Annotated in this window: 18 protein-coding genes; 5 read left to right on the plus strand and 13 right to left on the minus strand. The window is 64.7% G+C overall.

The features are described 5' to 3' along the window. The first annotated feature begins 1 nt into the window (after position 1). Positions 2-1,684 (plus strand): hydantoinase B/oxoprolinase family protein, encoded by a 1,683-nt coding sequence (locus tag NKJ80_RS02660; protein ID WP_023700429.1) that lies wholly within the window; start codon positions 2-4, stop codon positions 1,682-1,684. A 22-nt stretch (positions 1,685-1,706) separates the two neighbouring features. Here NKJ80_RS02660 and NKJ80_RS02665 read toward each other — a convergent pair whose 3' ends face one another. Continuing rightward, positions 1,707-2,597: an SGNH/GDSL hydrolase family protein gene (locus NKJ80_RS02665; protein WP_023689203.1), complete on the minus strand. Its 891-nt coding sequence runs from the start codon at positions 2,595-2,597 to the stop codon at positions 1,707-1,709. 254 nt (positions 2,598-2,851) lie between these two features. Between NKJ80_RS02665 and NKJ80_RS02670 the strand changes: the two genes are divergently transcribed. Beyond that, entirely contained in the window at positions 2,852-3,622 is a 771-nt protein-coding gene (locus NKJ80_RS02670; protein WP_023700430.1) for an ABC transporter substrate-binding protein, read from the plus strand. 70 nt (positions 3,623-3,692) lie between these two features. Next, positions 3,693-4,808: an aminomethyl transferase family protein gene (locus NKJ80_RS02675; RefSeq protein WP_023711348.1), complete on the plus strand. Its 1,116-nt coding sequence runs from the start codon at positions 3,693-3,695 to the stop codon at positions 4,806-4,808. Between the two features lies 1 nt (position 4,809). On the opposite strand, the gene NKJ80_RS02680 is transcribed toward NKJ80_RS02675, so the two are convergent. From NKJ80_RS02680 to NKJ80_RS02705, 6 genes are read right to left on the minus strand one after another with little or no spacing between them, the layout of a single operon-like run. Continuing rightward, a complete protein-coding gene (locus NKJ80_RS02680; protein WP_023711349.1) occupies positions 4,810-5,271 on the minus strand; it encodes a MarR family winged helix-turn-helix transcriptional regulator in 462 nt (153 codons plus the stop codon). Beyond that, positions 5,268-5,852, minus strand: a complete 585-nt coding sequence (locus tag NKJ80_RS02685) for an amino acid synthesis family protein (protein ID WP_023832561.1) — start codon at positions 5,850-5,852, stop codon at positions 5,268-5,270. Before NKJ80_RS02685 ends, NKJ80_RS02680 begins: the two co-directional genes overlap by 4 nt. After that, positions 5,845-6,729, minus strand: a complete 885-nt coding sequence (locus NKJ80_RS02690; RefSeq protein ID WP_023832560.1) for a UPF0280 family protein — start codon at positions 6,727-6,729, stop codon at positions 5,845-5,847. Before NKJ80_RS02690 ends, NKJ80_RS02685 begins: the two co-directional genes overlap by 8 nt. Continuing rightward, on the minus strand, positions 6,729-8,270 hold the full coding sequence (locus NKJ80_RS02695) for a hypothetical protein (protein WP_023695902.1): 1,542 nt from the start codon (positions 8,268-8,270) through the stop codon (positions 6,729-6,731). Before NKJ80_RS02695 ends, NKJ80_RS02690 begins: the two co-directional genes overlap by 1 nt. Further along, the gene (locus NKJ80_RS02700; protein WP_352496999.1) at positions 8,267-11,230 is read right to left on the minus strand and encodes a molybdopterin-dependent oxidoreductase; all 2,964 of its coding nucleotides are present in this window, start codon (positions 11,228-11,230) and stop codon (positions 8,267-8,269) included. Before NKJ80_RS02700 ends, NKJ80_RS02695 begins: the two co-directional genes overlap by 4 nt. 11 nt (positions 11,231-11,241) lie before the next feature. Next, positions 11,242-12,105 carry an FAD binding domain-containing protein gene (locus NKJ80_RS02705; RefSeq protein ID WP_352497000.1) on the minus strand — a complete coding sequence of 288 codons (864 nt, stop codon included), beginning with the start codon at positions 12,103-12,105 and terminating at the stop codon, positions 11,242-11,244. 283 nt (positions 12,106-12,388) lie between these two features. On the opposite strand from NKJ80_RS02705, the gene pncA reads away from it, so the two are divergent. Further along, a complete protein-coding gene (pncA, locus tag NKJ80_RS02710; protein ID WP_023695900.1) occupies positions 12,389-13,003 on the plus strand; it encodes a bifunctional nicotinamidase/pyrazinamidase in 615 nt (204 codons plus the stop codon). Positions 13,004-13,088: 85 nt separating this feature from the next. After that, positions 13,089-14,456: a sodium:proton antiporter gene (locus tag NKJ80_RS02715; protein ID WP_050586861.1), complete on the plus strand. Its 1,368-nt coding sequence runs from the start codon at positions 13,089-13,091 to the stop codon at positions 14,454-14,456. On the opposite strand, the gene NKJ80_RS02720 is transcribed toward NKJ80_RS02715, so the two are convergent. From NKJ80_RS02720 to NKJ80_RS02745, 6 genes are all read right to left on the minus strand, one after another. Further along, positions 14,457-15,194 (minus strand): ABC transporter ATP-binding protein, encoded by a 738-nt coding sequence (locus NKJ80_RS02720; protein ID WP_023736901.1) that lies wholly within the window; start codon positions 15,192-15,194, stop codon positions 14,457-14,459. Then, positions 15,191-15,916, minus strand: coding sequence for an ABC transporter ATP-binding protein (locus NKJ80_RS02725; protein WP_352497001.1), 726 nt, complete (start codon positions 15,914-15,916; stop codon positions 15,191-15,193). The genes NKJ80_RS02720 and NKJ80_RS02725 overlap by 4 nt, the downstream gene beginning before the upstream one ends. Beyond that, positions 15,913-16,875 (minus strand): branched-chain amino acid ABC transporter permease, encoded by a 963-nt coding sequence (locus NKJ80_RS02730; RefSeq protein WP_023689192.1) that lies wholly within the window; start codon positions 16,873-16,875, stop codon positions 15,913-15,915. The genes NKJ80_RS02725 and NKJ80_RS02730 overlap by 4 nt, the downstream gene beginning before the upstream one ends. Further along, complete coding sequence (locus NKJ80_RS02735) at positions 16,872-17,753, minus strand: branched-chain amino acid ABC transporter permease (RefSeq protein WP_023671284.1); 882 nt, start codon at positions 17,751-17,753, stop codon at positions 16,872-16,874. Before NKJ80_RS02735 ends, NKJ80_RS02730 begins: the two co-directional genes overlap by 4 nt. Positions 17,754-18,012: 259 nt before the next feature. Further along, on the minus strand, positions 18,013-19,317 hold the full coding sequence (locus NKJ80_RS02740; protein WP_023671283.1) for an ABC transporter substrate-binding protein: 1,305 nt from the start codon (positions 19,315-19,317) through the stop codon (positions 18,013-18,015). 152 nt (positions 19,318-19,469) lie between these two features. Beyond that, positions 19,470-20,912 (minus strand): hypothetical protein, encoded by a 1,443-nt coding sequence (locus tag NKJ80_RS02745; RefSeq protein WP_352497002.1) that lies wholly within the window; start codon positions 20,910-20,912, stop codon positions 19,470-19,472. Positions 20,913-21,091: the final 179 nt, after the last annotated feature.

The following is a 21,091-nucleotide window of genomic DNA, read 5'->3' on the forward strand; positions in this document are numbered from 1 at the left end:
GATGCAAAAGCTCGACGCCATCACGCTTTCGGTCCTGCAGGCAGCCTTGCAGCAGGTCTGCGACGAGATGGATCTCACTTTCTCCCGCGCTGCCTTCTCGCCTGTCATCGCCGAGGCCAATGACCGCTCCGACGGCATCTACTCGGCCGTCGATGGTTCGTTGATCGCACAAGGCAGCCAGGGCCTGCCGGTGTTCGTCGGCGTCATGCAGTATTCGACCAAAACGGTGATCGAGATGATCGCCGACGGCCGTTGCCTGCCGCCTGAGCCGGGCGACATCTACATCGTCAACGATCCCTATCTCGGCGGCACGCATCTCATGGACGTGCGCTTCGCCATGCCAGTCTACCGCGACGGCAAGATATTTTGCTGGCTATCGAATACCGGCCACTGGCCCGATATCGGTGGCTCGGTGCCGGGCGGCTTCTCCGCCTCCGCCACAGCCGTCGAGCAGGAAGGCCTGCGGCTGCCGCCGGTCAAGCTGTTCAAGAAGGGCGTGCTCGACACCGAAATCTACGCCATCATCTGCTCCAACATCCGCGTCGCCGACCAGCGCATCGGCGATATAAGGGCGCAAGCCGCGGCACTGTTGATCGGTCAGGACCGGCTCAATGGAATCCTCGATCGTTACGGGGACGAAACCGTCGTCGGGGCGATCGCCGAACTGCGTCGCCGCGCCGCCGAGCAGATGCGCGCCAACATCTCCGCCATTCCCGACGGCACCTACAGCTCGAAGGCCTTTGTCGACTCGGACGGCGTGGTCAACGAGCCGCTGACCATCGCGCTCGCGGTGGAGAAGAAGGGCGATACGCTGACCTTCGATTTCACAGGTTCGTCAAAACCCTGTGCCGGGCCGATGAACAGCGTGCTGGCGACGACATTGTCGTCGGTCTATCTCGCCATGCGCCATATTTTCCCTGATGTGCCGATCAGCGCCGGCGCTTTCGAGCCGCTGATCGTCAAGCGGCCGGAAGGCACGTTCCTCGACGCCAAATACCCGCGTCCCGTCTCCGGCTGTGCGGCTGAAGTCTCGCAGCGCATCGCCGAGGCGGTGTTCGCGGCGATGGTGCAGGCGCTGCCGGAAAAGGTGACGGCCGCGCCCGCCGGCTCCAGCGGCAATTTCGCGCTGGGCGGCAACGATCCGGCGCGCGGCCGCGACTATGTGATGTATCAGATCTCCGGCGGCGGCTATGGCGGCAATTCCGGCCATGACGGCCTGACCAATGGCTGCTCGACCATCGGCATTTCGAAATCGCCGCCGGTCGAGATCATGGAGCAGGCCTTTCCGGTTCTCTACCGCCACTATGCCTTGCGCGAAGGCTCGGGCGGCGCCGGCAAGCAGCGCGGCGGCTTCGGCCTCGCCTATGAGGTCGAGATATTGCGAGGAGAGGCGCGCGCGTCCTTCGTCATGGACCATGGCCGTTTCGGCCCGCAAGGCGCGCTCGGCGGCAAGGACGGCGCGGTGAACACGGTGACCGTGTTCCGCGACGGCGAGGCACATGTGCCGCCGCATCTGTCCAAGGAACAGGACATCGCGCTCAAGGCCGGCGACCGCGTGAGGGTCGGCACGCCCGGGGGCGGCGGCTATGGCGATCCGCGTGAGCGCGACCCGAAACTGGTCGCCGAAGACATCAGGCTTGGTTACTACACCGTTGAACAAGCCAAAGAGCTGTTCGGAACCTGACAGCCGACAGGCCCGAGCCGCGTCAGGTCTGCAGCTTGGCCTTCAGCGCATCGGCGAATTTTTGCGCGATCTTCTTGAAGCCGGCGGGATCGGGATGCAGTTCGTTGGCCCAGTCGGCCACCTTCAACGTTCCCTGCGTGTCGACCAGATGGAAATTGTTGTTGGGATCGTCGGCCAGGCGCTTCACCACATCGCGGAACGCCGCCAGCGCGTCGTGAACGATGACCGTGCCCTTGGCGACCGTCCAGTTGCAGAAATCGAGCGACGGTTTCAGCCACGGGCCGACACAGGACGGATGCGCTCCGTTCGGGATCGGAAAATCATAGCAATGGCCAAAGATCGGCACGCCTGGCGCGACGCGGTCGCGCAGCGCGAACAAATCGAGATAGCAGGCCTCGACCATGCCGAGCGCCTTGGTGAAGCGGTTCTTGTTCAGCCCGGGGGCGTGGCCGTCATTGAAGTCGAGGAAGATGCAGAACTGGTCGCCGGCAATGTCGTTGCCACCGGCAGAGAACAGGATGGCATCGGGCTTGCCGTCCAGCCAGTTGGCCTTGTTGCGCAGGGCGGCGATCATGCGCTGCTGCTTGGGCAGCGACATCTCGTCGGTCGCCGCATCGCCATGATGGGCAAGGTTGAGGATGGTCGGCGGCATCGAGCCGATGCGGCGCAGCTGCGCGATCACATCGGTGTCGACGAACGGAAATCCGTTCCCGGTGAGCGGATAGTCGAACCAGGAATCGCCCTGCGCCAGCATCACCAGCGGCCGGTTGGCGACGGCCGCCTCGAGATTGCCGGCACTTTCCCTTGCGGTTTCGAGCCGCTCGATGTTGGCCTGGTGAACCCTGATGCGCTTGGCGATGTCGTCGTCTATGCGCCGCTGCGCGGCTTCCTGCACGAATTCCTGCTGGTCCATCCCCAGGTCCCTCCCACGACCGTCTACTTCCAGCTGAGCATGCGCCCATGTCCATGATCGGTCTGTAATTTAGATCACAGTAAGATTCCTGGGGAAGGACGGCTTGCCACGCCGTGATCGCCGCAGAGCATGTCGTTTCCGTCTCCGTGGGGCCTGCAAAAGACCATAGACTTCTATCCTTGTTTTCGCGCAATTCCGGACGGGAAACCGCCAACACCTTCCCTGGAATTGCTTAGTCAACGGAGATCAGGAACATGCGTCTTTTCGGTCGTTTCGTGCTTGCCGCTTCCGCCGCCCTGCTGCTTGGGACCGGTGCTGCCTCCGCCGAGAAACTCAGGATCGGGACCGAGGGCGCCTATCCGCCCTTCAACTATGCCAATTCGGACGGCACGCTGGGCGGCTTCGACATCGACCTCGGCAAGGCGCTGTGTGCCGAGATGAAGGCCGAGTGCGAATTCTCCGTACAGGATTTCGATGGTTCCATTCCGGCGCTGCAGGCCGGCAAGTTCGACGCCATCATCAACATCACCATCACGCCGGAACGGGCCGAGAAGGTCGAGTTCACCCACAAATATTACCAGACGCCACCGGCCATCGCCGTGCCGAAGGATTCGACCATTGCAGGCACGTCGCCTGACGATCTGAAGGGCAAGGTGCTGGGCGTGCAGAGCGCCACCATCCACCAGAATTTCGCCGAGAAGAAATACTCCGGCTCGACCGTCAAGGCCTATCCGACCGGCGACGACGCCCGCACCGACATGGCCAATGGCCGGCTGGACGCGATGATGGACGGCTCGATCATCCTGACCGAATGGCTGAAGAAGCCCGATGGCGCCTGCTGCAAATTGCTCGGCACGCTGGCCGCCGATCCGGCCATTCATGGACCCGGCGTCGGCATCGCCCTGCAAAAGGGCAACAAGGAACTGGCCGACAAGTTCAATGCCGCCATCGACGCCCTGCGTGCCAACGGCAAGTACAAGGAAATCAACGACAAATACTTCTTGTTCGACGTCTACGGAAGTTAACCCCTTCACCGCTCCTACCTCGGCAGCGCCATCAGGCGCTGCCGTTTTCATGAGATGACGGAGAAGTTTCTTGGTTGAGCGGCGCTCCCCTTTCTACACCAGCATCGTTGGCCTCGGCGCCACGATGGGCCGGGTCGGCGGCGATTTCGTCTCGGCCAAAACTTACTCCGGCATTGCCGACGAGCACCTGAACACGCGCAAGAATGTCGGCGTGCAGGATCTCAGCACCATGGGCAAGATGGACATCAAGGGGGCGGAAGCCGAGGCGCTGGTCAACCACATCATCGTCAACGATGCGGCCGCGATGAGCCCCGGCCAGGTGCGCTATTCCACCGTCTGCCGCGACGATGGCGGCATCATGGACGACCTCACCGTGTTCCGGCTGGGATCGGAGCATTTCATGCTGGTGACCGGTTCGGTCAACCGGCTGAAGATGCTGCCCTGGCTGCAGCATCATGCTGAAGCGCGAAAGGCCTATGTCACCGACATCACGGCGGCCGTCGCCTTTCCGACGATACAGGGGCCGCGTTCACGCGAGCTGCTGAAAGCACTGGTTTCGGATGCCGATCTCGATGAGTTGAAACGCTGGGCGTTCACTTCAGGGCGCGTCGGCGAGACCAAAGTCCTGATCTCACGCACCGGGGTGACCGGCGAGCTCGGCTTCGAACTGTTCGTGCCGGCGGACGAGGCCACTTCCGTCTGGGACGCGCTGATGCGGACCGGTAGCGATTTCGGCCTGAAGCCATACGGCGTGCTGGCCATGTTCACGCTCGGGCTGGAAAAGGCCTATCCGGCGCATGGCATCGACATGGACGAGAGCCGTACGCCCTTCCATGTCGGGCTCGATCGCTGGATCAAGTTCGACAAGGGCGAGTTCATCGGCCGCGAGGCATTGCGCACAATTCGCGACAAGGGGCTCGACGAACGCTGGACCGGGCTGATTCTCGACGGTGACAAGCCGGCCGCGACGGATGCCAGGGTTTTCGCCGACGGCGAGGATGCCGGCGTCGTCACCTACAGCGATCACGGCTATTCCTTAGGCAAAGTTCTGGCGACGGCGCATTTGCGGCTGCCGTTCACCGCCATCGGGACCGAACTCAGCATCGACATTGACGGCAAGCCGACCCGCGCGGTGGTGGCGCCGATGCCATTCTTCGATCCTGAAGGCGCTCGGCTGCGGGCCTAAATCAGGCTAACTTCGCTAGCAGCCGCATAAACGTGGCCGCTTCCTTGGCCGTCAGCGGCGCCAGTGTCTCCTGGGTGATGGCGCGGGCCAACGGGATCAGCCGTTCGATCGCCTCGCGTCCCTCTGGCGTGAGACTGACCAGCAGGCGCCTTTTGTCGACCTCATGCTTGGTCAGGTCGACCAGGCCACGCGCCTTCAGCCGATCGATCACGCCCTTGACGGTCGCCGCATCCATGGCGATCAGCGTTCCCAACTGGTTCTGCGAGGTCTCGCCGACATCGTGCAATTTGGCGAGCGCTGCGAATTGCGGCGGCGTCAGGTCGCTGATCTGGGCGGCAAAGATCGAGACATGGCGCTGATGCGCCTTGCGCAGGATGAAGCCGACCTGCTCCTGCAGGCGGTAGTCATGATCGTCAGGCTCTTCGGCCTCGACCAGTTTCAGAAGATTGTCACCGCCGCTCATCGCAAGCCGTCCCAAGCCTTGATATCGCCAACCGCGAGGCCGCCCATACGGTCGTGCACGCGCGGGCCGCAGCTCATCGCGAGGCAGAACAGGATTTCGTCGGCACGCGGCCCGTCGCTGATGCCGACTTCCATGGCGTCGAAATGGCTGCGGACATAGGCAGCGTTGGTGTGGCCGAGCGGCACGTCAAGCCGCGAGCCGAAGGCGCCGACCTTGGTTGCCGACGGCACGATCGCCTTGGCGTCGCCGAGCCGCTCGCGCATGGCGTAGCCGCCAGGAACGTGCCACAGCGCGCCGTGCTCCAGCTCCCCCGACGAGCCGACAATGGTGCCCTTGCCGTAGGCGTCGATCTGCTTGATGTCGCCGCCCAATGCGGCAATGAGCTTGCCGGTGAGCAGCAGGCCGAGCGGCTTCAGATCGTCCATGGCGCTCTGCAGTTCTTCGACGTAGCGGCCGGCGAACGGGTTCTTCACCAAGGCCACGGCTGCAGCGCGGCGGCGCGGCAGAGCAGCGACCGGCCCGCCATCGTGAAAGATCTCTTCGGTCAGAACCGCGATTTTGCGGATCGGAAACTCAAGCATGGGCAACTTCCTTCCCTGGATTTTTGTTGGGCGCGGCAAGCGCCATGGAACCACTGATGCGCGCTTCCCCACCTAGAAACAGCGCCGATGCGGCAATCAGGCCGCGCCGGCGAAAATCTTCGGCGACGGCAAGGCCATTGTCCAGCGCCCGCTCCACATCGCCACGCACGAGCATGCCGACGGCTTGTGTCACCAGCCGTGCACCGAGATCGCTGTCGGGCGCCAGTTCTTGCGCGGCAATGCGCTTGATGGCGGGATTGCCGGGCAGGTCGACGGCGTTGGCGATGAGTGTCGCCGCCGCATCGGCCTCGGCGCCGGTGCGGGCCAGCACGGTGACGGCGTCGGCAATGCCAAGCGAGAACGAACGGCCGCGCCAGCCGCTGGTGGCGACGCCGCGCACGCCGTCCGCCGAGCGAATGGTGAGGCGGTCGGCCATGCCGTTGCCGGTGCCGGCGATCGCCAGGTTCATCGACTGGCCCTTGCCGATATGGAGGGCGCTGTCGCCGCCATTGTTGACATAGGCCCGGTCGAGCTTGCGACCGGCAAGCAATGCCGAGAGCATTTCGTCGGCTACCGATCCGGCGACGGCGGCCATCGGCGTGATGAAGCATTCCGCCAAGGGCATGACGGCTGCTTCCATGCGCCGCGCCGTCGGGCCGGCGAAGGTGCGCGGCGCCAGGAAAAATGCCGGCAGCCGCAATTCGGGAAGCTCCTCGACCAACTCGATCAGGATCGTCTGGAAGCGCTCGATCGCCTGCTCGTAGGCGGCACGACACTCATCCGCCTCGCCAAAGGCCTGGACGATCAGGTCGATCGGCCCGTGGTTGAGATGCAGCCGCTTGCCGTCCTGCAGCCAGTTGACCTGCGGGCGTTGCATCACCCGGCCCCATTCGAGCCGGCGCGGCGCAATTGCGCCAGCGGCGGCCATGGGTTTTGAGCCTCGGCGGCTGAACCGCGACGCGGGTTGAGATACTCGCCGCCTTTGGCAACGATATCCTCGACGCTTCGTATCTCGGCCTCGTAGCCGCCCAGCCGGACATAGTCGTCGCGACGCAGCGTGAATTCGATCGGCGCCACCAGTGCCGGGGTCGGGACATAACCGAACGCGCCTTCCGGCACGCGCATGACGTCGACCATCAGCGTGATGCCGCCGCCCGGCCAGACATAGACCGGCGCGCCGCCAACGGTAACATAGGTCTTCAAGCCCTGCACCGAGCGGGTGAGATTGACCGGGTTTTCGGTGACGCCGGCGCGCAGCGAACCGCCGGCGCCGCCGATGAACAGCACGGTGCAGAGCGCCGGCTCGCAATTGTCCTCGATCAGGCCGACCGATTTCTGCAGCCGCTCGGGGAACGGTTTTTCAACCGGCTTCAACTCGTCGTCGAGTTCGTAATAGGCGAACTGCTCGCCGGTGGTCGACACCATCAGCAGCGACAGGCCGGGGCGGGCGCCCTTCTTGGCGTTCCATCCGCCGAGGATCGACAGCGGGTCGGAAATCGAGGTGCCGCCCCAGCCAAGGCCGGGCTCGGAGACCTTGAAATAGCGGCCCGGCGTCGAGCGGCGGCCGATGATCTTGATGCCGGTGTCCTGCCAGCCCAGCACCTTGCCGGCCTGATGCTCGGAGACAACGCCGGTGATATGGTCGTCGACCACCACCACCTCGTCGACTAGGCCGCGCCATTGCGTGGCGAACATGCCGATCGTGGCCGAGCCGCAGCCGACCCGCATACGGTGTTCCTGCTTGCCGTCGATGACAGGTGGTTTGCCGGCTTCGACGATGATGGTGGCGCCGCCATCGATGGTCAGTTCGACCGGCTTGCGATTGCACAGACTGAGCATCGCGTCACAGGTTGCCCGGCCTTCGGCCTTGGAGCCGCCGGTCAGATGATGCACGCCGCCCAGCGACAGCATCTGCGAGCCATATTCGCCTGTCGTGACGTGGCCGATCGGCTCGCCTTGCGCGCGCACGATTGCCGTTTCGGGACCGAGATGGCGGTCGGTGTCGATCTTCACCTTGACGCCGCAGTACGAAAAAATGCCTTCGGTGACCACGGTCACCAGATCGACGCCCTCGACCTCCTGGCTGACGATGAAGGGGGCCGGCTTGTAGTCGGGATAGGTGGTGCCGGCGCCGATCGCAGTGACGAAGCGGCGGCCGGTGTTGACCAGTTCGCCGTCCCATTGCTCGCCCTCGGCGGTGAAGGGCACGACCGCGGCGCCACTCTCTGCCGCATGGTCGAGGATGGTCAGCGGGTCCATACGCACGATGCGGCCACCGACATTGCCGTAGCGGTCGCAGGCGCCGGTGCGGCCATCGGCGATGTAGCACATCACCGGACAGGCATCGCAGCGGATCTTTTCCGCCACCAGCTTTTCGCCCGGATCGTGGGTTTCGAAGCGTTCGGCAAGCTCGCTCATCGGCGTGCCTCCTTGTCGCGGATGCCATCTTTTTCGCGGATGGCGGCGCGGATGCGCGCCGGCGTCGCCGGAACCTTGGTGATGAGAACGCCGGTGGCGTGGCGTATGGCGTTGAGGATGGCGGGTGCGGTCGGGATCAGCACATGCTCGCCCAGGCCCTTGGCGCCGAACGGTCCCTCCGGATCGGGAACCTCGATCAATATGTGCTCGATCTCAGGCACATCGCCGATGGTCGGGATGAGATAGTCGTGCAAATTCTCGGTGCGACCGGGGATGTATTCCTCCATCAGCGCCATGCCGATGCCTTGCGCGATGCCGCCTTCGATCTGGCCTTCGACCAGCAGCGGGTTGATAGCCTTGCCGACATCGTGCGCGGCGGTGATTTTCAAGAGCTTCACCGTGCCGAGCTTGAGGTCGACCTCCAGTTCGGCGATCTGCGCGCCATAGCCGTAGACGGCGTAAGGCTTGCCCTGGCCCTTGGCATCGAGCGGCAGCGTCGGCGGATCGTAGGTCTCCTCGGCGCGAAAGACGAAACTGTCCGCATCGACATCGAGCGCGGCGAGATCGATACGCCGAGTGGCTTCGCCCTCACGAATGACGATCGCCGGACCGTCCAATTGCAGGGCAGCTTTCTCCGAGACATTGGCAAAACGCAGGATCTTTTCGCGCAAGGCGCGGCCGGCTTTTTCGGCCGCCTTGCCGGTGACAAAAGTCTGGCGCGAGGCCGATGTTTTGCCGGCATCGGGGCTGATCGCGGTGTCGGCGCTTCTCAGCTTGAATTTTTCCAGCGGCAGGCCGAGTGCGTCGGCGCAGATCTGGGCGATGACGGTGTTGGAGCCCTGGCCGATATCGACGGCGCCCTGGTGCAGGATGACGTCGCCGTCTGGCGAGATACCGACCCTTATGGTCGACGGATTGGGCAGCGAGGTGTTGCCGCAGCCATACCAGCAGGACGCGATGCCGACGCCGCGCTTTTTGCTCGTATTGGCATTGTTGAATGTATCTGCGTCGACCTTCGCGCGAGCCCAATGCGGCCGCAAGGAGTCGAGGCACTCGAAAATACCGACTCCCGACTCCAGTCGCTGTCCGGTAACCGTTTCGGATCCGTTCCGAAGGCAGTTTCTCAGGCGAAAATCGAGCCGGTCCATGCCGAGCTTGCCGGCAAGCTCATCATAGAGCGTCTCCTGCATGATCGTCGCCTGCGGCACGCCGAAGCCACGGAAGGCGCCGGAAATCGGCCCGTAGGTGTGGATGGCGCGGCCTTCGGCGCGGTAATTCGGCGTCGCATAGGGACCGGAGGCATGCACCGGCACGCGGTTGGCGACAGTCGGCCCCCAACTGGCATAGGCGCCGGTGTTGAAATCGCCGGAAAAGATCATGCCGGTGACATGGCCTTCGGCGTCAGTGCCGATGGTCGCCTTCATCTCGGCGGGGTGGCGCTTGGTGGTCGACATCATCGATTCGGTGCGGGTGTAGGCAAGCGCCGCCGGCCGGCCGGTTTTCAGTGCCACAAGGCCGATGAGCGGCTGCAGCGACACGTCGAGCTTCGAGCCGAAGCCGCCGCCGGTCGCGGTCGGCACGATGCGCACCTTGTCGACGGCAAGACCGAGCACCTTTGCCGTTTCGTCACGGTCCATATAGGGGGCCTGGGTGCAGGCGACGACGACCAGCGTGTCGCCGTCCATGTAGGCATGGCCGGCTTCCGGCTCGATATAGGCGTGCTCGACATAGGAGGTGTCGATGGCACCGGACACCGTGTAAGCAGCCTCGCCAAGCGCCGTCTCGGGGTCGCCGCGCTCGACAAAGCCCTTGGTCAACAAATTGGCCGGGCGGTTCGCGTGGATGAGCGCAGCCCCTTCTGCCTGCGCGTCGCCGGGCTGCAGAAAATGCGGCAGCTCGGTCCAGCGGACCGGGAAATCCTGGAGGTCGAGATCGAGCATGGCCTCGCGCTCGCCGGCGACCAGCGCCACTGCCTCGCCGCGCAGCCGCGCAAAGCCTTCGGCCAGCGCCGGCTGGTCGGCAAACGGACCGATGACGCCGAAACAGTTTTTTCCCGGGATGTCGGCGGCGGTGAAGACGCCGGCGATGCCGGGATGCGACTTCACCCAGCCCTCCAGGTCGCCGAAGGCGAAGCCGGCATGATAATGCGGCGAGCGGACCACCAGCACGGCCAGCGCATCGGCGGGAAAGGCATCGCCGCCGAATTTTTCAGCGCCGGTGACTTTTGGCACGCCGTCGAGCCGGACCGGGGAGGCGCCTACAGCATTCCCTGTGGTTGGCATTCTACGTTCAAAGTTGAATTCCAACGAATGACGTTGGCGCTGCCCCTCACCCTTACCCTCTCCCCGTGAAGAACGGGGAGCGGGGAGCGTCGGCGCTGGAGCACTTCCCTTCTCCCCGTCACTATACGGGGTGAAGGTGCCGGCAGGCGGATGAGGGGCAGCGCCGCCGGTCGACGTCTCGAACCGTCCCGCATCCATCACTGCCGCGATGATCTTTCTGTAGCCGGTGCAACGGCACAGGATGCCACCCAGCGCATCCTGCACCTCGGTCTCGGTCGGATTCGGCGTGCCATCCAGCAGCGCCGTTGCCGCGACCAGCAGCGCCGGCGTGCAGATTCCGCACTGCGCGGCGCCATGCGCCAGGAAAGACGCCTGTAGCGCCGACAACCGGCCATCGGCAAGGCCTTCGACGGTCGTTACGGACGTCCCGGCTGCGGAGGCCGCTGGCATCAGGCAGGCGCAGACGGCGTCGCCGTCCACCAGCACCGTGCAGGCGCCGCAATCGCCGGCATCGCAGCCAACCTTGGTGCCGGTCAGCTGCAATTCGTCGCGCAAAACCTGCGACAGCCGGCGCAACGGCGGCACGTTGACCGAGACGGCGCCGCCATTGACCGCGAAGACGATGTCTACGCGCTCGGGGCCGAAACCCGGCATGAGATCAGGCAGGGCTTCAATCATCTCGGAGTGGCTCATGCCGCCACCATGCTGTTGTCGTTCGTCAGCCCGCAAGTCCCCAGCACGGCGCGGGCGACAAGCTCGCGCGCTGCGTCGAGCCGGTATTCGGCGCTGCCGCGCACGTCGGCAATCGGCGAGAGCTCGGCCATCGGCGCGGACAGGAGCGCATCGGCGAGTGCCGGGCCGACAGGCTTGCCCACCAGCACGGCTTCGACAGCGGCGAGCCGCCTGGCCACGGCCGAGCAGGACCCGACCGCGACAGCGGCTTCCATGACGATGCCAGCCTCGGCAACGAGGCGCGCCGCCACCATGGCGATGGAGATGACGAGGTAGCGCCGCGCACCGAGCTTGACGAAGGCCGACGTGCCGGCGGCCCTGGGCTTCGGCACCCGGATGGCGGTGACCAGATCGCCCGGTAGCAGCGCGGTGCGGCGGTTGCCGAGAATGAACTCCTGCAGCGGCAGATGACGCGTCCCGGCTGCAGAGCGCAGCTCGACCTCGGCGTCCAGCACCAGCAGTCCCGGAACGCCATCGGCGGCAGGCGAAGCATTGCAGAGATTGCCGGCGATCGAGGCGACATTCTGGATCTGCAGGGAGCCCACTTCGCGCGCGGCCTGCTTCAGCGCATCGAAAGCCGCCGGCAATGGATGGCGGACAAGGTCGGTCCAGGTGGTGCGGGCGCCCAAAACCCAATGGGTTTCGGTCTCGGCAATGCCGCGCAGCGAGGCCAGGCCGTTAATATCGAGAACATTGTCGCGGAACGGTTTGGCGCCCTGCGCCGGATAGAAATCGGTGCCGCCGGCAAGCACGCGCCAGGCGCCCTCGCCCAGCAGAGCGAGCGCCTCGTCGAGCGTGGTGGGTTTCGCGTAACGGATCACGCTTTGCCTTCCAAAAAAATCGGCCTTCCCATTGGGGCCTTCAGAAGGTGGGGTCTTCCCGAACCCCGCCAATGTCTGATCAGGCCAAATTCATTCGTATGCAAATGATATCAAGCTGGCGGAAATTGTCAAAGCCGGAGTTTAAGGGAACCCGGCCGCCAAGCATTTCTTACGCTTGCAGAGGTTGACGCAGGCGGCCATCCGGTCAAGTTTCAGCATCCGGTCGCATCAGCGGCGTATTTCACTCGATCCCCCGTTCGAGACGTAGAAGAGGAGAGGCGCCATGGCCGACGAAGCGCTTGTTGTCATCGACCTGCAAAACGACTTCTGCCCCGGCGGCGCACTGGCGGTTGCCGGCGGCGACGAAATCGTGCCGCTGGTCAACGATCTGATTCGGCATGCCGAGCATGTCGTGCTGACGCAGGACTGGCACCCGGCCGGACATTCGAGCTTTGCCTCCAACCATCCGGGGGCGCAGCCCTTTAGCGCGATCGAGATGCCCTATGGGCCGCAGACGCTGTGGCCGGACCATTGCATCCAGGGCAGCCTCGGCTCGGATTTTCACTCGGGGCTCGCCTGGACCAAGGCCGAGCTGGTAATCCGCAAGGGATTTCGCCCTGATATCGACAGCTACTCCGCCTTCTTCGAGAACGACCACAAGACGCCGACGGGGCTCGCCGGCTACCTCAAGGAGCGCAGCATCGACAGTGTGACCCTGGTTGGCCTGGCGACCGACTTCTGCGTTGCCTTTTCGGCCCTCGACGCGGTCAAGCAAGGCTTCAAGACGACGGTGCGGCTCGACGCGTGCCGCGGCATCGATCTAAACGGTTCGGTCGAGGCGATGCTGAAGAGGATGCGCGATGCCGGGGTGAAGCTCGAAGACCCGATCTCGGAGTGACTGGATCGTGACGCAGCGAGGGGGCTGCACACAGTTGGGGAAGGCTTTCGCGGCAGGTGTACTCGCTTCCGCTGTGTCTCCGCAAATGGCCTTCGCGGCCGAGGCCCGCGGCCTGCCCGATGCTGCCATGTCGCTGTGGTGGGCGCTGCCTTTCGCCGGCCTGCTGCTCTCGATCGCCACCGGACCGCTGCTGTTCCACCATGTCTGGGAGCATCATTACGGCAAGATCGCCGCCGGCTGGGGAGCGCTGGCGGTCATCCCGCTGATGGTTGCATTCGGCGTTCCGGTAGCCGGTGAAGCCGTGCTGCACACGCTGCTCACCGAATACATGTCGTTCATTATCCTGCTGTTCGCGCTCTACACCATTTCGGGCGGCATCCTTGTCGCCGGCAACATCCATGGCACGCCGCTGGTCAATGCCGGGCTGCTGCTCGTCGGGGCGATGCTGGCCTCGGTGATCGGCACCACCGGCGCCTCGATGATCCTGATCCGGCCGATGCTGCGCGCCAACGACAACCGGCAGTTCAACGCCCATGTCGTCATCTTCTTCATCTTCCTGGTGTCTAACATCGGCGGCTCGTTGACGCCCTTGGGCGACCCGCCATTGTTCGTCGGCTTCCTGCGCGGCGTCGACTTCTTCTGGACGTCGGCGAACCTCTGGCGCGAGACGCTGTTTACCGGCGGCCTGGTGCTGCTTGTCTTCCTGGCCATCGACATCATGCTGCATCGCCGTGAAGGCGGCGCGCCGAAGATCAAGGATCCGACGCCGGATACGAAGGTGCGCCTTCGCGGCCTGGCCAATCTGCCGTTGCTGGCCGGCGTCATTGCCGCGATCCTGCTTTCAGCTGCCTGGAAGCCGGGCGTGACTTTCTCCATCCTCGGCGTCGGCCTCGAACTGCAGAACCTGGTGCGCGATGCCATCATCCTGGCGCTCGCCGGGCTGTCGCTTGTCGTTTCCCTCAAGAGCCATCGCGAGGCCAACGGCTTCACCTGGGGCCCGATCGCGGAGGTGGCAAAACTGTTTGCCGGCATCTTCATCTGCATCGTGCCGGTCATTGCCATCCTTCGCGCCGGCCATGACGGCGCGCTGGCGCCGCTGGTGGCGCTGGTGACGTCACCCACCGGCCAGCCCAATGATCTCGCCTATTTCTGGCTGACCGGCGGGCTGTCGTCCTTCCTCGACAATGCGCCGACCTATCTGGTGTTTTTCGAACTCGCAGGCGGCGACGCGCGGCACCTGATGACGGAGGCGGCCTCGACGCTGGCCGCGATCTCGGCCGGCGCGGTGTTCATGGGCGCCAACACCTATATCGGCAATGCACCCAACTTCATGGTCTACGCCATCGCCCGACACCGCGGTGTGAAGATGCCGGGCTTCTTCGGCTACATGGCATGGTCAGGGCTGGTGCTGATCCCGATCTTTTTGATCGCCGGGTTCCTGTTTTTCGGCTGATCAGCCGACGCCGACATAGCGCCTGACTGCCGATGGGTCGGCGCGCAATTGCTCGACATCGACGGTCTCGCGGTTGCGGCCGTTCTCGATGAAGCAGACGCGGTCGGCGACGGACAGCACGGCGTCGACGCGCTGTTCGACCAGAATGGTGGAGACACCTAGCTCACGCAGCTTCACCACCGTCTCGCGGATTTTGGCGATCATCGACGGCATCAGCCCCTCCGTCGGCTCGTCTAGCAACAGCACCTGCGGCTCCAGACAAAGCGCGCGGGCCATGGCCAACATCTGCTGTTCGCCACCGGACAAAGTGCCGGAGCGCTGCCGCAGCCGCTGGCGCAGCAACGGGAAGAGGTCGAGCACGCTCTCGCGCGTCGCTCTTCCCTTGCCGCGCGCCATCAGGCCGATCTCGATGTTTTCCGCCACCGTCATCTCGGCGAACAGCCGCCTGCCTTGCGGCACATAGGCGACGCCGGCCTTGGGCACCTCATGCGCCGGCAGGCCGGTCAACTCCTTGCCGGCGAGCCGGATCGAACCGGCGCTCGACCGAACCAGCCCCATGGTCGCTTTCAGCGTCGTCGTCTTGCCGGCGCCGTTGCGACCGAACAGGCACAGCACCTCGCCCTTGTTGAGCACGAGATCAAGACCGTAGAGCACCTGAACCTCGCCGTAGAAGCAGTCGAGCCCGGAGATGGTCAGCGCTTCAGTCGTGTGGGTATCAGTTTTGGGGGCTTCGCTCATGCCGCCGTTCCCAGATAGGCTTCCTGCACCTGTGTGTTGGCGCGGACCTGTTCGGGCGTGCCTTCGGCCAGGATCCTGCCGGCGTTGAAGACGGTGATGCGGTCGGCCAGTTGCATGACGACAGGCATGTTGTGCTCGATCAAAAGCACGGTGGCGCTCTTGGCGATCTCGCGCACCAGGTCGATGAAATTGTCGATCTCGCTGTCGGCCAGCCCTTGCGTCGGCTCGTCGAGGATCAAAAGCCGCGGCTTCAGCGCCAGGCCCATTGCCACTTCCAGCATGCGCTGATGGCCGTAGGAAAGCTGGCCGGCCGGCATATGGGCGCGGCCGGCCAGTCCGGTGCGTTCCAGCGCGGCCATGACGCCGGTGCGCACCGCACCTTTCGAGCGGGCATCGGTCAGCGTGCGCTGCACCGGCAGCGCGACATTATCGTAGGCAGAGAGGTTGGCGAAGACGCTGGTGATCTGGAAGGTGTAGGCGATGCCCCGGCGCACCCTGAGATAGGCCGGCTGGCTGGTGATGTCGGCGCCGTCGAAGACGATCATGCCGGACGATGGCTGAATGCGGCCGCTGACCAGGCTGACGAAGGTGGTTTTGCCGGCGCCATTGGGGCCGATGACGGCGCGGATCTCGCCCGGCATCAGCTGAAAATCGACACCGTCGACGGCGCGCAGGCCGCCGAAACTGCGCGCCAGGCCTTTGGTGGTCAGCAACGGCATCATGGGAGCCACCCGAGCCAGCGCTGGCGGATGGTGCCCAGAATGCCTTTGGGGAAAAACAGCACCAGCAGGATGAGCGCAATACCGACGATCAGGAGATAGGCGGAGGTGTAGCCGCTGGCGGTGTCGATGACATAGTACATGAACACCGTGCCGAGCAGCGCGCCCAGCGTCGTGGCGGCGCCGCCGAGCAGCACCCAGAGCAGCGGCAGGATGGAATACTGCACCGAGGCAAAGCTCGAGCCGACATAGCCGAACAGCAGCGCATAGGCCGCACCCGAGGCGGCGCAGATGGTGCCGGAGACGACGACGGCGATCAGCTTGTTGGAGAAGGTGTCGTAGCCCAGCATTTTCGTGCGCTCCTCGTTCTCGCGCACCGCGACCAGCACGCGGCCATAGCGGGAGCGGACGATGGCGAGGGTGATCAGCAGCACGACCGAGAACAGCGCCAGCGCGCTCATGTAGCGCACGGTCGGGTTGGTTAGGTCGAGCGATGTCGCGCCGAAGGCCAGAACCCGCGCCGGCTGCGGCACGACCAGACCCTGGTCGCCGCCGGTCCAGGCGGCGAAATAGAGGATGACGAGGTAAAACACCTGCGCGAACATCATGGTGACGATCATGAAGGCGACGCCGGTGGTGCGCAGCGCCAGCAGGCCGATCACCAGTGCCAGCAGCGCGCCGCAGGCGATGCCGGCGAGGAAAGCCAAAGGCACGCTCCAGCCGAGATGGATGACCGCGAGACCAGCGCCATAGAGCCCGGCGGCGAAGAACATGGCGTGGCCGAGGCTGAGCAGGCCGACATAGCCGAACAGCATGTTGTAGCCCATGGCGAACACCGCCAGCACCATGATGCGGGCCAGCAGGCCATGATGGTAGTCGGGCAGGACGAAGCTCAGCGCAAACAGTAGCGCGATGACGCCGAGATGCAATGCATAGGCTTTTGCCGGCGAAGCTTCGCTCATCGCGACGCCTGCCCGAACAGGCCCTGCGGCCGGAATACCAGCACCATGGCCACCAGCAGCGTGGCGATGATCTTGGCCAAAGTCGGCGAAAAGAACACCGAGATGATGCCGTCGGACAGGCCGATCAGCACGGCGGCGACGACGGTGCCGCGCAGCGAGCCGAGGCCGCCGATGATGACGACGATGAAGGACAACAGCAGCGGGTCCTGTCCCATCAGATAATGCGCCTGACTGATCGGCACGATCAGCACGGCGGCGATGGCCGCCAGCATGGCGCCGAGCCCGAAGACGCCGGCATAGACGCGGTCGACCGGAATGCCGAAGGCCTGCGCCGTCTCGCTGTCATATTGGGTGGCGCGCATGATGAGGCCGATCTTGGTGCGCGTCAGCACCAGCCAGGTGGCGATGAGCAGAAGGGCCGAAGCGGCAATGATCGACAGCTTGTAGCCGGAATAGCCGAACCAGGGCAAAAGGATGCGGTAGCTGAAGGGCGGCTCCACCGGGCGCGCTTCCGGGCCATAGAAGCTCAACGCCAGCTGCTGGATGATGTAAAGCATGCCGATCGTGGCGACGATGGTGGCTTCCGGATTGTAATTGAGCCGGCGCAGCACAAGCCGCTCGGCTACCAGCGCAATGGCGCCGACGATCAGCGGCGCAATCACCAGCGCCGCCAGGAAGCCGAGCGTGGGATGGCCGGGTATCGCCGTCGAGATCGCCCAGGCCAGCACCGCGCCCAGCATGAAGAACTCGCCATGGGCGACGTTGACGACGCGCATGACGCCGAACACCAGCGACAGCCCAAGCGCCGTCAGCGCCAACACGGCGGAGGTGACAAGGCCTTCGAGGGCGGCGAGGAGGAGGTGGGGTCCGAAATGCATTCAGGGCGCCCTTACCCTCCCCTTGTGGGGAGGGTGACCGCGCAGCGGTCGGGTGGGGGTTGGGCACGGGCCGTCGGGGGGGCGGCCCGCCGGGCGGGGGGGGGGGGGGGTGGGGGGGGGGGGGGGGTGGGGGGGCCCCCCCCCGCGGGGGGGGGGGGGTTGGCCCGGGGCCGGCGCTCCCCCCACCCCTTCTCCCAACCTCCGAAAACGTGCGATGCTGGCGCGCCGACCCTCCCCACAAGGGGGAGGGTAAGGCGCCTCACAGCGCCTGCGTCGTATAATCCCCTTCGGCCTCGTAAAGCCCGTCCTCGATCTTGGTCTTGTGGACGACCTTCATCTTGCCGCCTTCGACCTTGGAGATGTTCTGGATGCCAAAACACTGGTGGATCTTGCCGTTGAAGGTCTTGGGGCCTTGCGGATGCTCCGGGCCTTCGGCGAATTCGGTCAGAGCCTCGGTCGCCTCGACCAGCTTGGCGCGGTCTTCCGGGCCCTTGTAGCCGGCATCTTCCATCGCCTTCTTAACGACATAGAGCGTCTCCCAGCAGCCGAACATGTGGGCGGCGGTGGAGACGTCCTTGGGGTCGCCGACGGCAGCCCCATTGTCGTCGATGCCGACAGCGGCGCGGTAGGCTTTCTGGGCGGCCGAGTCATTGGCCTGCGCATAGCGCGGCGAACCTTCCCAGAAATGGCTGCCGTCCAAAAATTCGAGGCCGGGGCTGTTGATGTCGGTGGCTTCGAGCGAATCGATGAAGCCGAACAGTTGCGGCCGGTTGGAGCCGTAGAACTCGCCGAGTTCCTTGACGAAGGTGAGCACGGCCGGGCCGACCATCACGTGGTAGATGACTTCGGTCTCGGCCGGGATCTGCGGGAAGTATTTCGTGAAAGATGACTCTGTCGGCGGGATGGCGATCTGGGCGATGACCTCGGCGCCTTGCGCCTTCAGCGCCGGCGGCAGGTAGTCGCGATGGTCGTAGCCGAAGGCGAAATCGGGGAAGATCTGCGTCACCTTCTTGCCGGCATTGGCCGCGATCCATGGCGCCATCGACTGGATCTGGCTCTTCACATCGGTGATGCCAGGCTGGAAGACATAGCGGTTGAGCTTGGTCGAAGCGACGTGGTGGCCTTCGCTGACGACGAAATAAGGGATCTTGTTTTCGCCGGCGGCCGGCGCCGAGCCGATCACCACATGCGAGAACAGCGTGCCGAAGACGATGTCGGTCTTGTGCTGGGTGGCGAACTTGCCGACCACCTCGGCGCCACGGCCGGGATCGGTGCCGTCATCCTCGATCACCAGTTCGACAGGTCGGCCATTGATGCCGCCGGCGTCGTTGATCGCCTTGACCGCGGCGGCACTGGTCTTTTCATACCAGCGGCCATAGGCGGCGCCGATGCCGGTGCGGTGCGACTGGAAGCCGATCTTGATTGGCGCCGAACTCTGCGCCTGGCTGTAGCGGACGAAGCCGGGCGCGAGCGTCAGCCCGGCGCCGGCGGCGAGACCTTTCAGCGCGGTGCGGCGGCTAAGGGTGGATTTGGAGAGATCGAAAAACCCATTCTTGTCAGTCACGGCAGTTCCCCTGTTTTTGAGTTTTGACTGTCTGTAACGAGGCAAGGCCACTCCCTTGCAGGAGGGGCAGAAATTGCATGTGTACAAACTAAATCACCAAAGCACAGAGCTTGCAAGCGGGCTTTCCGCAAAGGCATGTGGATCAGCTTGTCTCATCCGGCCGTCGGCGTGGCAAGCAACCACAGGCCGAAGATCGTGTAGGCAATCATCAGCATGGTGAGCGGCAACTGGCTGAGGGCGGCGCGCGATGGCACCTGGTGCAGTCGCCAGGCCAGTCCATGGGCAACGAGCACCGCCAGCATGTGCCCGGCGATGATGATGCCGGCCTGCAGGTTCCACAGCCACCAGGCGGAGTGGGCCCCGGCGACGATGCCGGCCTCGATCTGCATGTCGGCGGCGCCGAACAGGTTCCATCCCAGCGCGAACGGGTCGGACAAAGCGGCGATCGCATACTGGCCGTCGACCAGCAGCGCCGTCAGATAGTGCGCGACATGATAGGCGAGCGCGATCGGTACGATCGACCAGACTAGCAGCCCGGCGGCCTCGCCGTGGGAATGTCGGCTGCCGGCAAGGCGCTGGCCGAGTATGACGGCCAGCAGGAATGCCGCCGCGAGCAAGACGAAGGTCAGCACGAGGCCAAAGCTGCTTATGCCGATGAGCGCGGTGCGGCCGGGATATTCCAGCGGGTTGATGCCGAACAGGCCGAGCCAGAAGAAGGTTTTCGACAGGCCGTCGAAGGACACCGATGACAGGCTGAGCAGCAGGAAGGCGATACCGCTTGCCGGCAGGGGCGCTGCGCCGAGCAGTTTTGCGCCGGGCCAGCAGAGAGCGAGGCGGCCGTGTTCATCGCGCTCGACGATGGCGAAACGAGCCACCATGGCGAAAAAGATCGTCAGGAATTCGCCGCGCCGGCTCCAATCGCGGTAGCCGAAGGCGAGCATGGCGATGAAGGTAAGCAACCAGTAGAGGCCGGCGGCATAGGCCAGCCGCGCCGGATCGTCGGGCGCCGGGTCGATCAGCTCGAACCAGGCGAAGGCGAAGAACAGGATAACGGCCGGCCAGCAGCCGAGCCATGAAGGCAAACGCGATTCCTGTCCCTCACCGCCACGAAGCTCGAACAGGCGGCTTACGATCCGCCACGGGCCATACCATGGGTTCAGCCACGACCAGAGATCGCCGAACAGGCCTTGGGCGATGGCAAGGCCGACCCAGAGCAGCGTCCAGATGGTTAGCGGCAGCGGATTGGAGAGCGGGTCGCGGCTGCCGAACAGGCCGGCGGCGATGAGGGTTGCGAAGCCGGCAAAGGAGATGAGGCTGATGATTGTGCGGGCGGTGTCGCTGAAGGTGAAAAGTTGTAAGCGGCGGCGCCAGAAGCGGTCGAGGGTTGCGGGTGGCAGCAGGGCGAGGACGAGGAAGCTGACCGCGACGGCAAGCGCGCCGCCGGCGATGTAGTAGCCGGTGGGAAGCAGGAGGACGTGGCCGCGGTCGGAGGCGTGGGCGAAGGCAGGGGTGGGGAGGAGTGTGAGGGTGGGGGAGCAGGCGACATATGTCAGCCTGACGCGATCCTTCACACCCCCCTCTGGCCTGCCGGCCATCTCCCCCGCAAGGGGGGAGATTGGATGTCGCCGGGGCTTTCGCCAACTTTCAAGGGTAAAGAAAGAGGCGCGGTACTCGACGCTGCCAATCTCCCCCCTTGCGGGGGAGATGTCCGGCAGGACAGAGGGGGTTGGGCGGGAACTCACGCTATCGCGATTTCCATTTCGTCCAGCAAGGC

This window comes from Mesorhizobium sp. M0030 (assembly GCF_040323695.1).
Lineage (GTDB): Bacteria > Pseudomonadota > Alphaproteobacteria > Rhizobiales > Rhizobiaceae > Mesorhizobium.

What these genes read in the sequence shown, in the direction of transcription:
- NKJ80_RS02660 (WP_023700429.1), top strand. Translation starts at nt 2, where the DNA reads ATGCAAAAGCTCGACGCCATCACGCTTTCGGTCCTGCAGGCAGCCTTG.
- NKJ80_RS02665 (WP_023689203.1), bottom strand. Translation starts at nt 2,597, where the DNA reads ATGGACCAGCAGGAATTCGTGCAGGAAGCCGCGCAGCGGCGCATAGAC.
- NKJ80_RS02670 (WP_023700430.1), top strand. Translation starts at nt 2,852, where the DNA reads ATGCGTCTTTTCGGTCGTTTCGTGCTTGCCGCTTCCGCCGCCCTGCTG.
- NKJ80_RS02680 (WP_023711349.1), bottom strand. Translation starts at nt 5,271, where the DNA reads ATGAGCGGCGGTGACAATCTTCTGAAACTGGTCGAGGCCGAAGAGCCT.
- NKJ80_RS02685 (WP_023832561.1), bottom strand. Translation starts at nt 5,852, where the DNA reads ATGCTTGAGTTTCCGATCCGCAAAATCGCGGTTCTGACCGAAGAGATC.
- NKJ80_RS02690 (WP_023832560.1), bottom strand. Translation starts at nt 6,729, where the DNA reads ATGCAACGCCCGCAGGTCAACTGGCTGCAGGACGGCAAGCGGCTGCAT.
- NKJ80_RS02695 (WP_023695902.1), bottom strand. Translation starts at nt 8,270, where the DNA reads ATGAGCGAGCTTGCCGAACGCTTCGAAACCCACGATCCGGGCGAAAAG.
- NKJ80_RS02700 (WP_352496999.1), bottom strand. Translation starts at nt 11,230, where the DNA reads ATGATTGAAGCCCTGCCTGATCTCATGCCGGGTTTCGGCCCCGAGCGC.
- pncA (WP_023695900.1), top strand. Translation starts at nt 12,389, where the DNA reads ATGGCCGACGAAGCGCTTGTTGTCATCGACCTGCAAAACGACTTCTGC.
- NKJ80_RS02715 (WP_050586861.1), top strand. Translation starts at nt 13,089, where the DNA reads ATGGCCTTCGCGGCCGAGGCCCGCGGCCTGCCCGATGCTGCCATGTCG.
- NKJ80_RS02720 (WP_023736901.1), bottom strand. Translation starts at nt 15,194, where the DNA reads ATGAGCGAAGCCCCCAAAACTGATACCCACACGACTGAAGCGCTGACC.
- NKJ80_RS02725 (WP_352497001.1), bottom strand. Translation starts at nt 15,916, where the DNA reads ATGATGCCGTTGCTGACCACCAAAGGCCTGGCGCGCAGTTTCGGCGGC.
- NKJ80_RS02730 (WP_023689192.1), bottom strand. Translation starts at nt 16,875, where the DNA reads ATGAGCGAAGCTTCGCCGGCAAAAGCCTATGCATTGCATCTCGGCGTC.
- NKJ80_RS02735 (WP_023671284.1), bottom strand. Translation starts at nt 17,753, where the DNA reads ATGCATTTCGGACCCCACCTCCTCCTCGCCGCCCTCGAAGGCCTTGTC.
- NKJ80_RS02745 (WP_352497002.1), bottom strand. Translation starts at nt 20,912, where the DNA reads ATGGCCGGCAGGCCAGAGGGGGGTGTGAAGGATCGCGTCAGGCTGACA.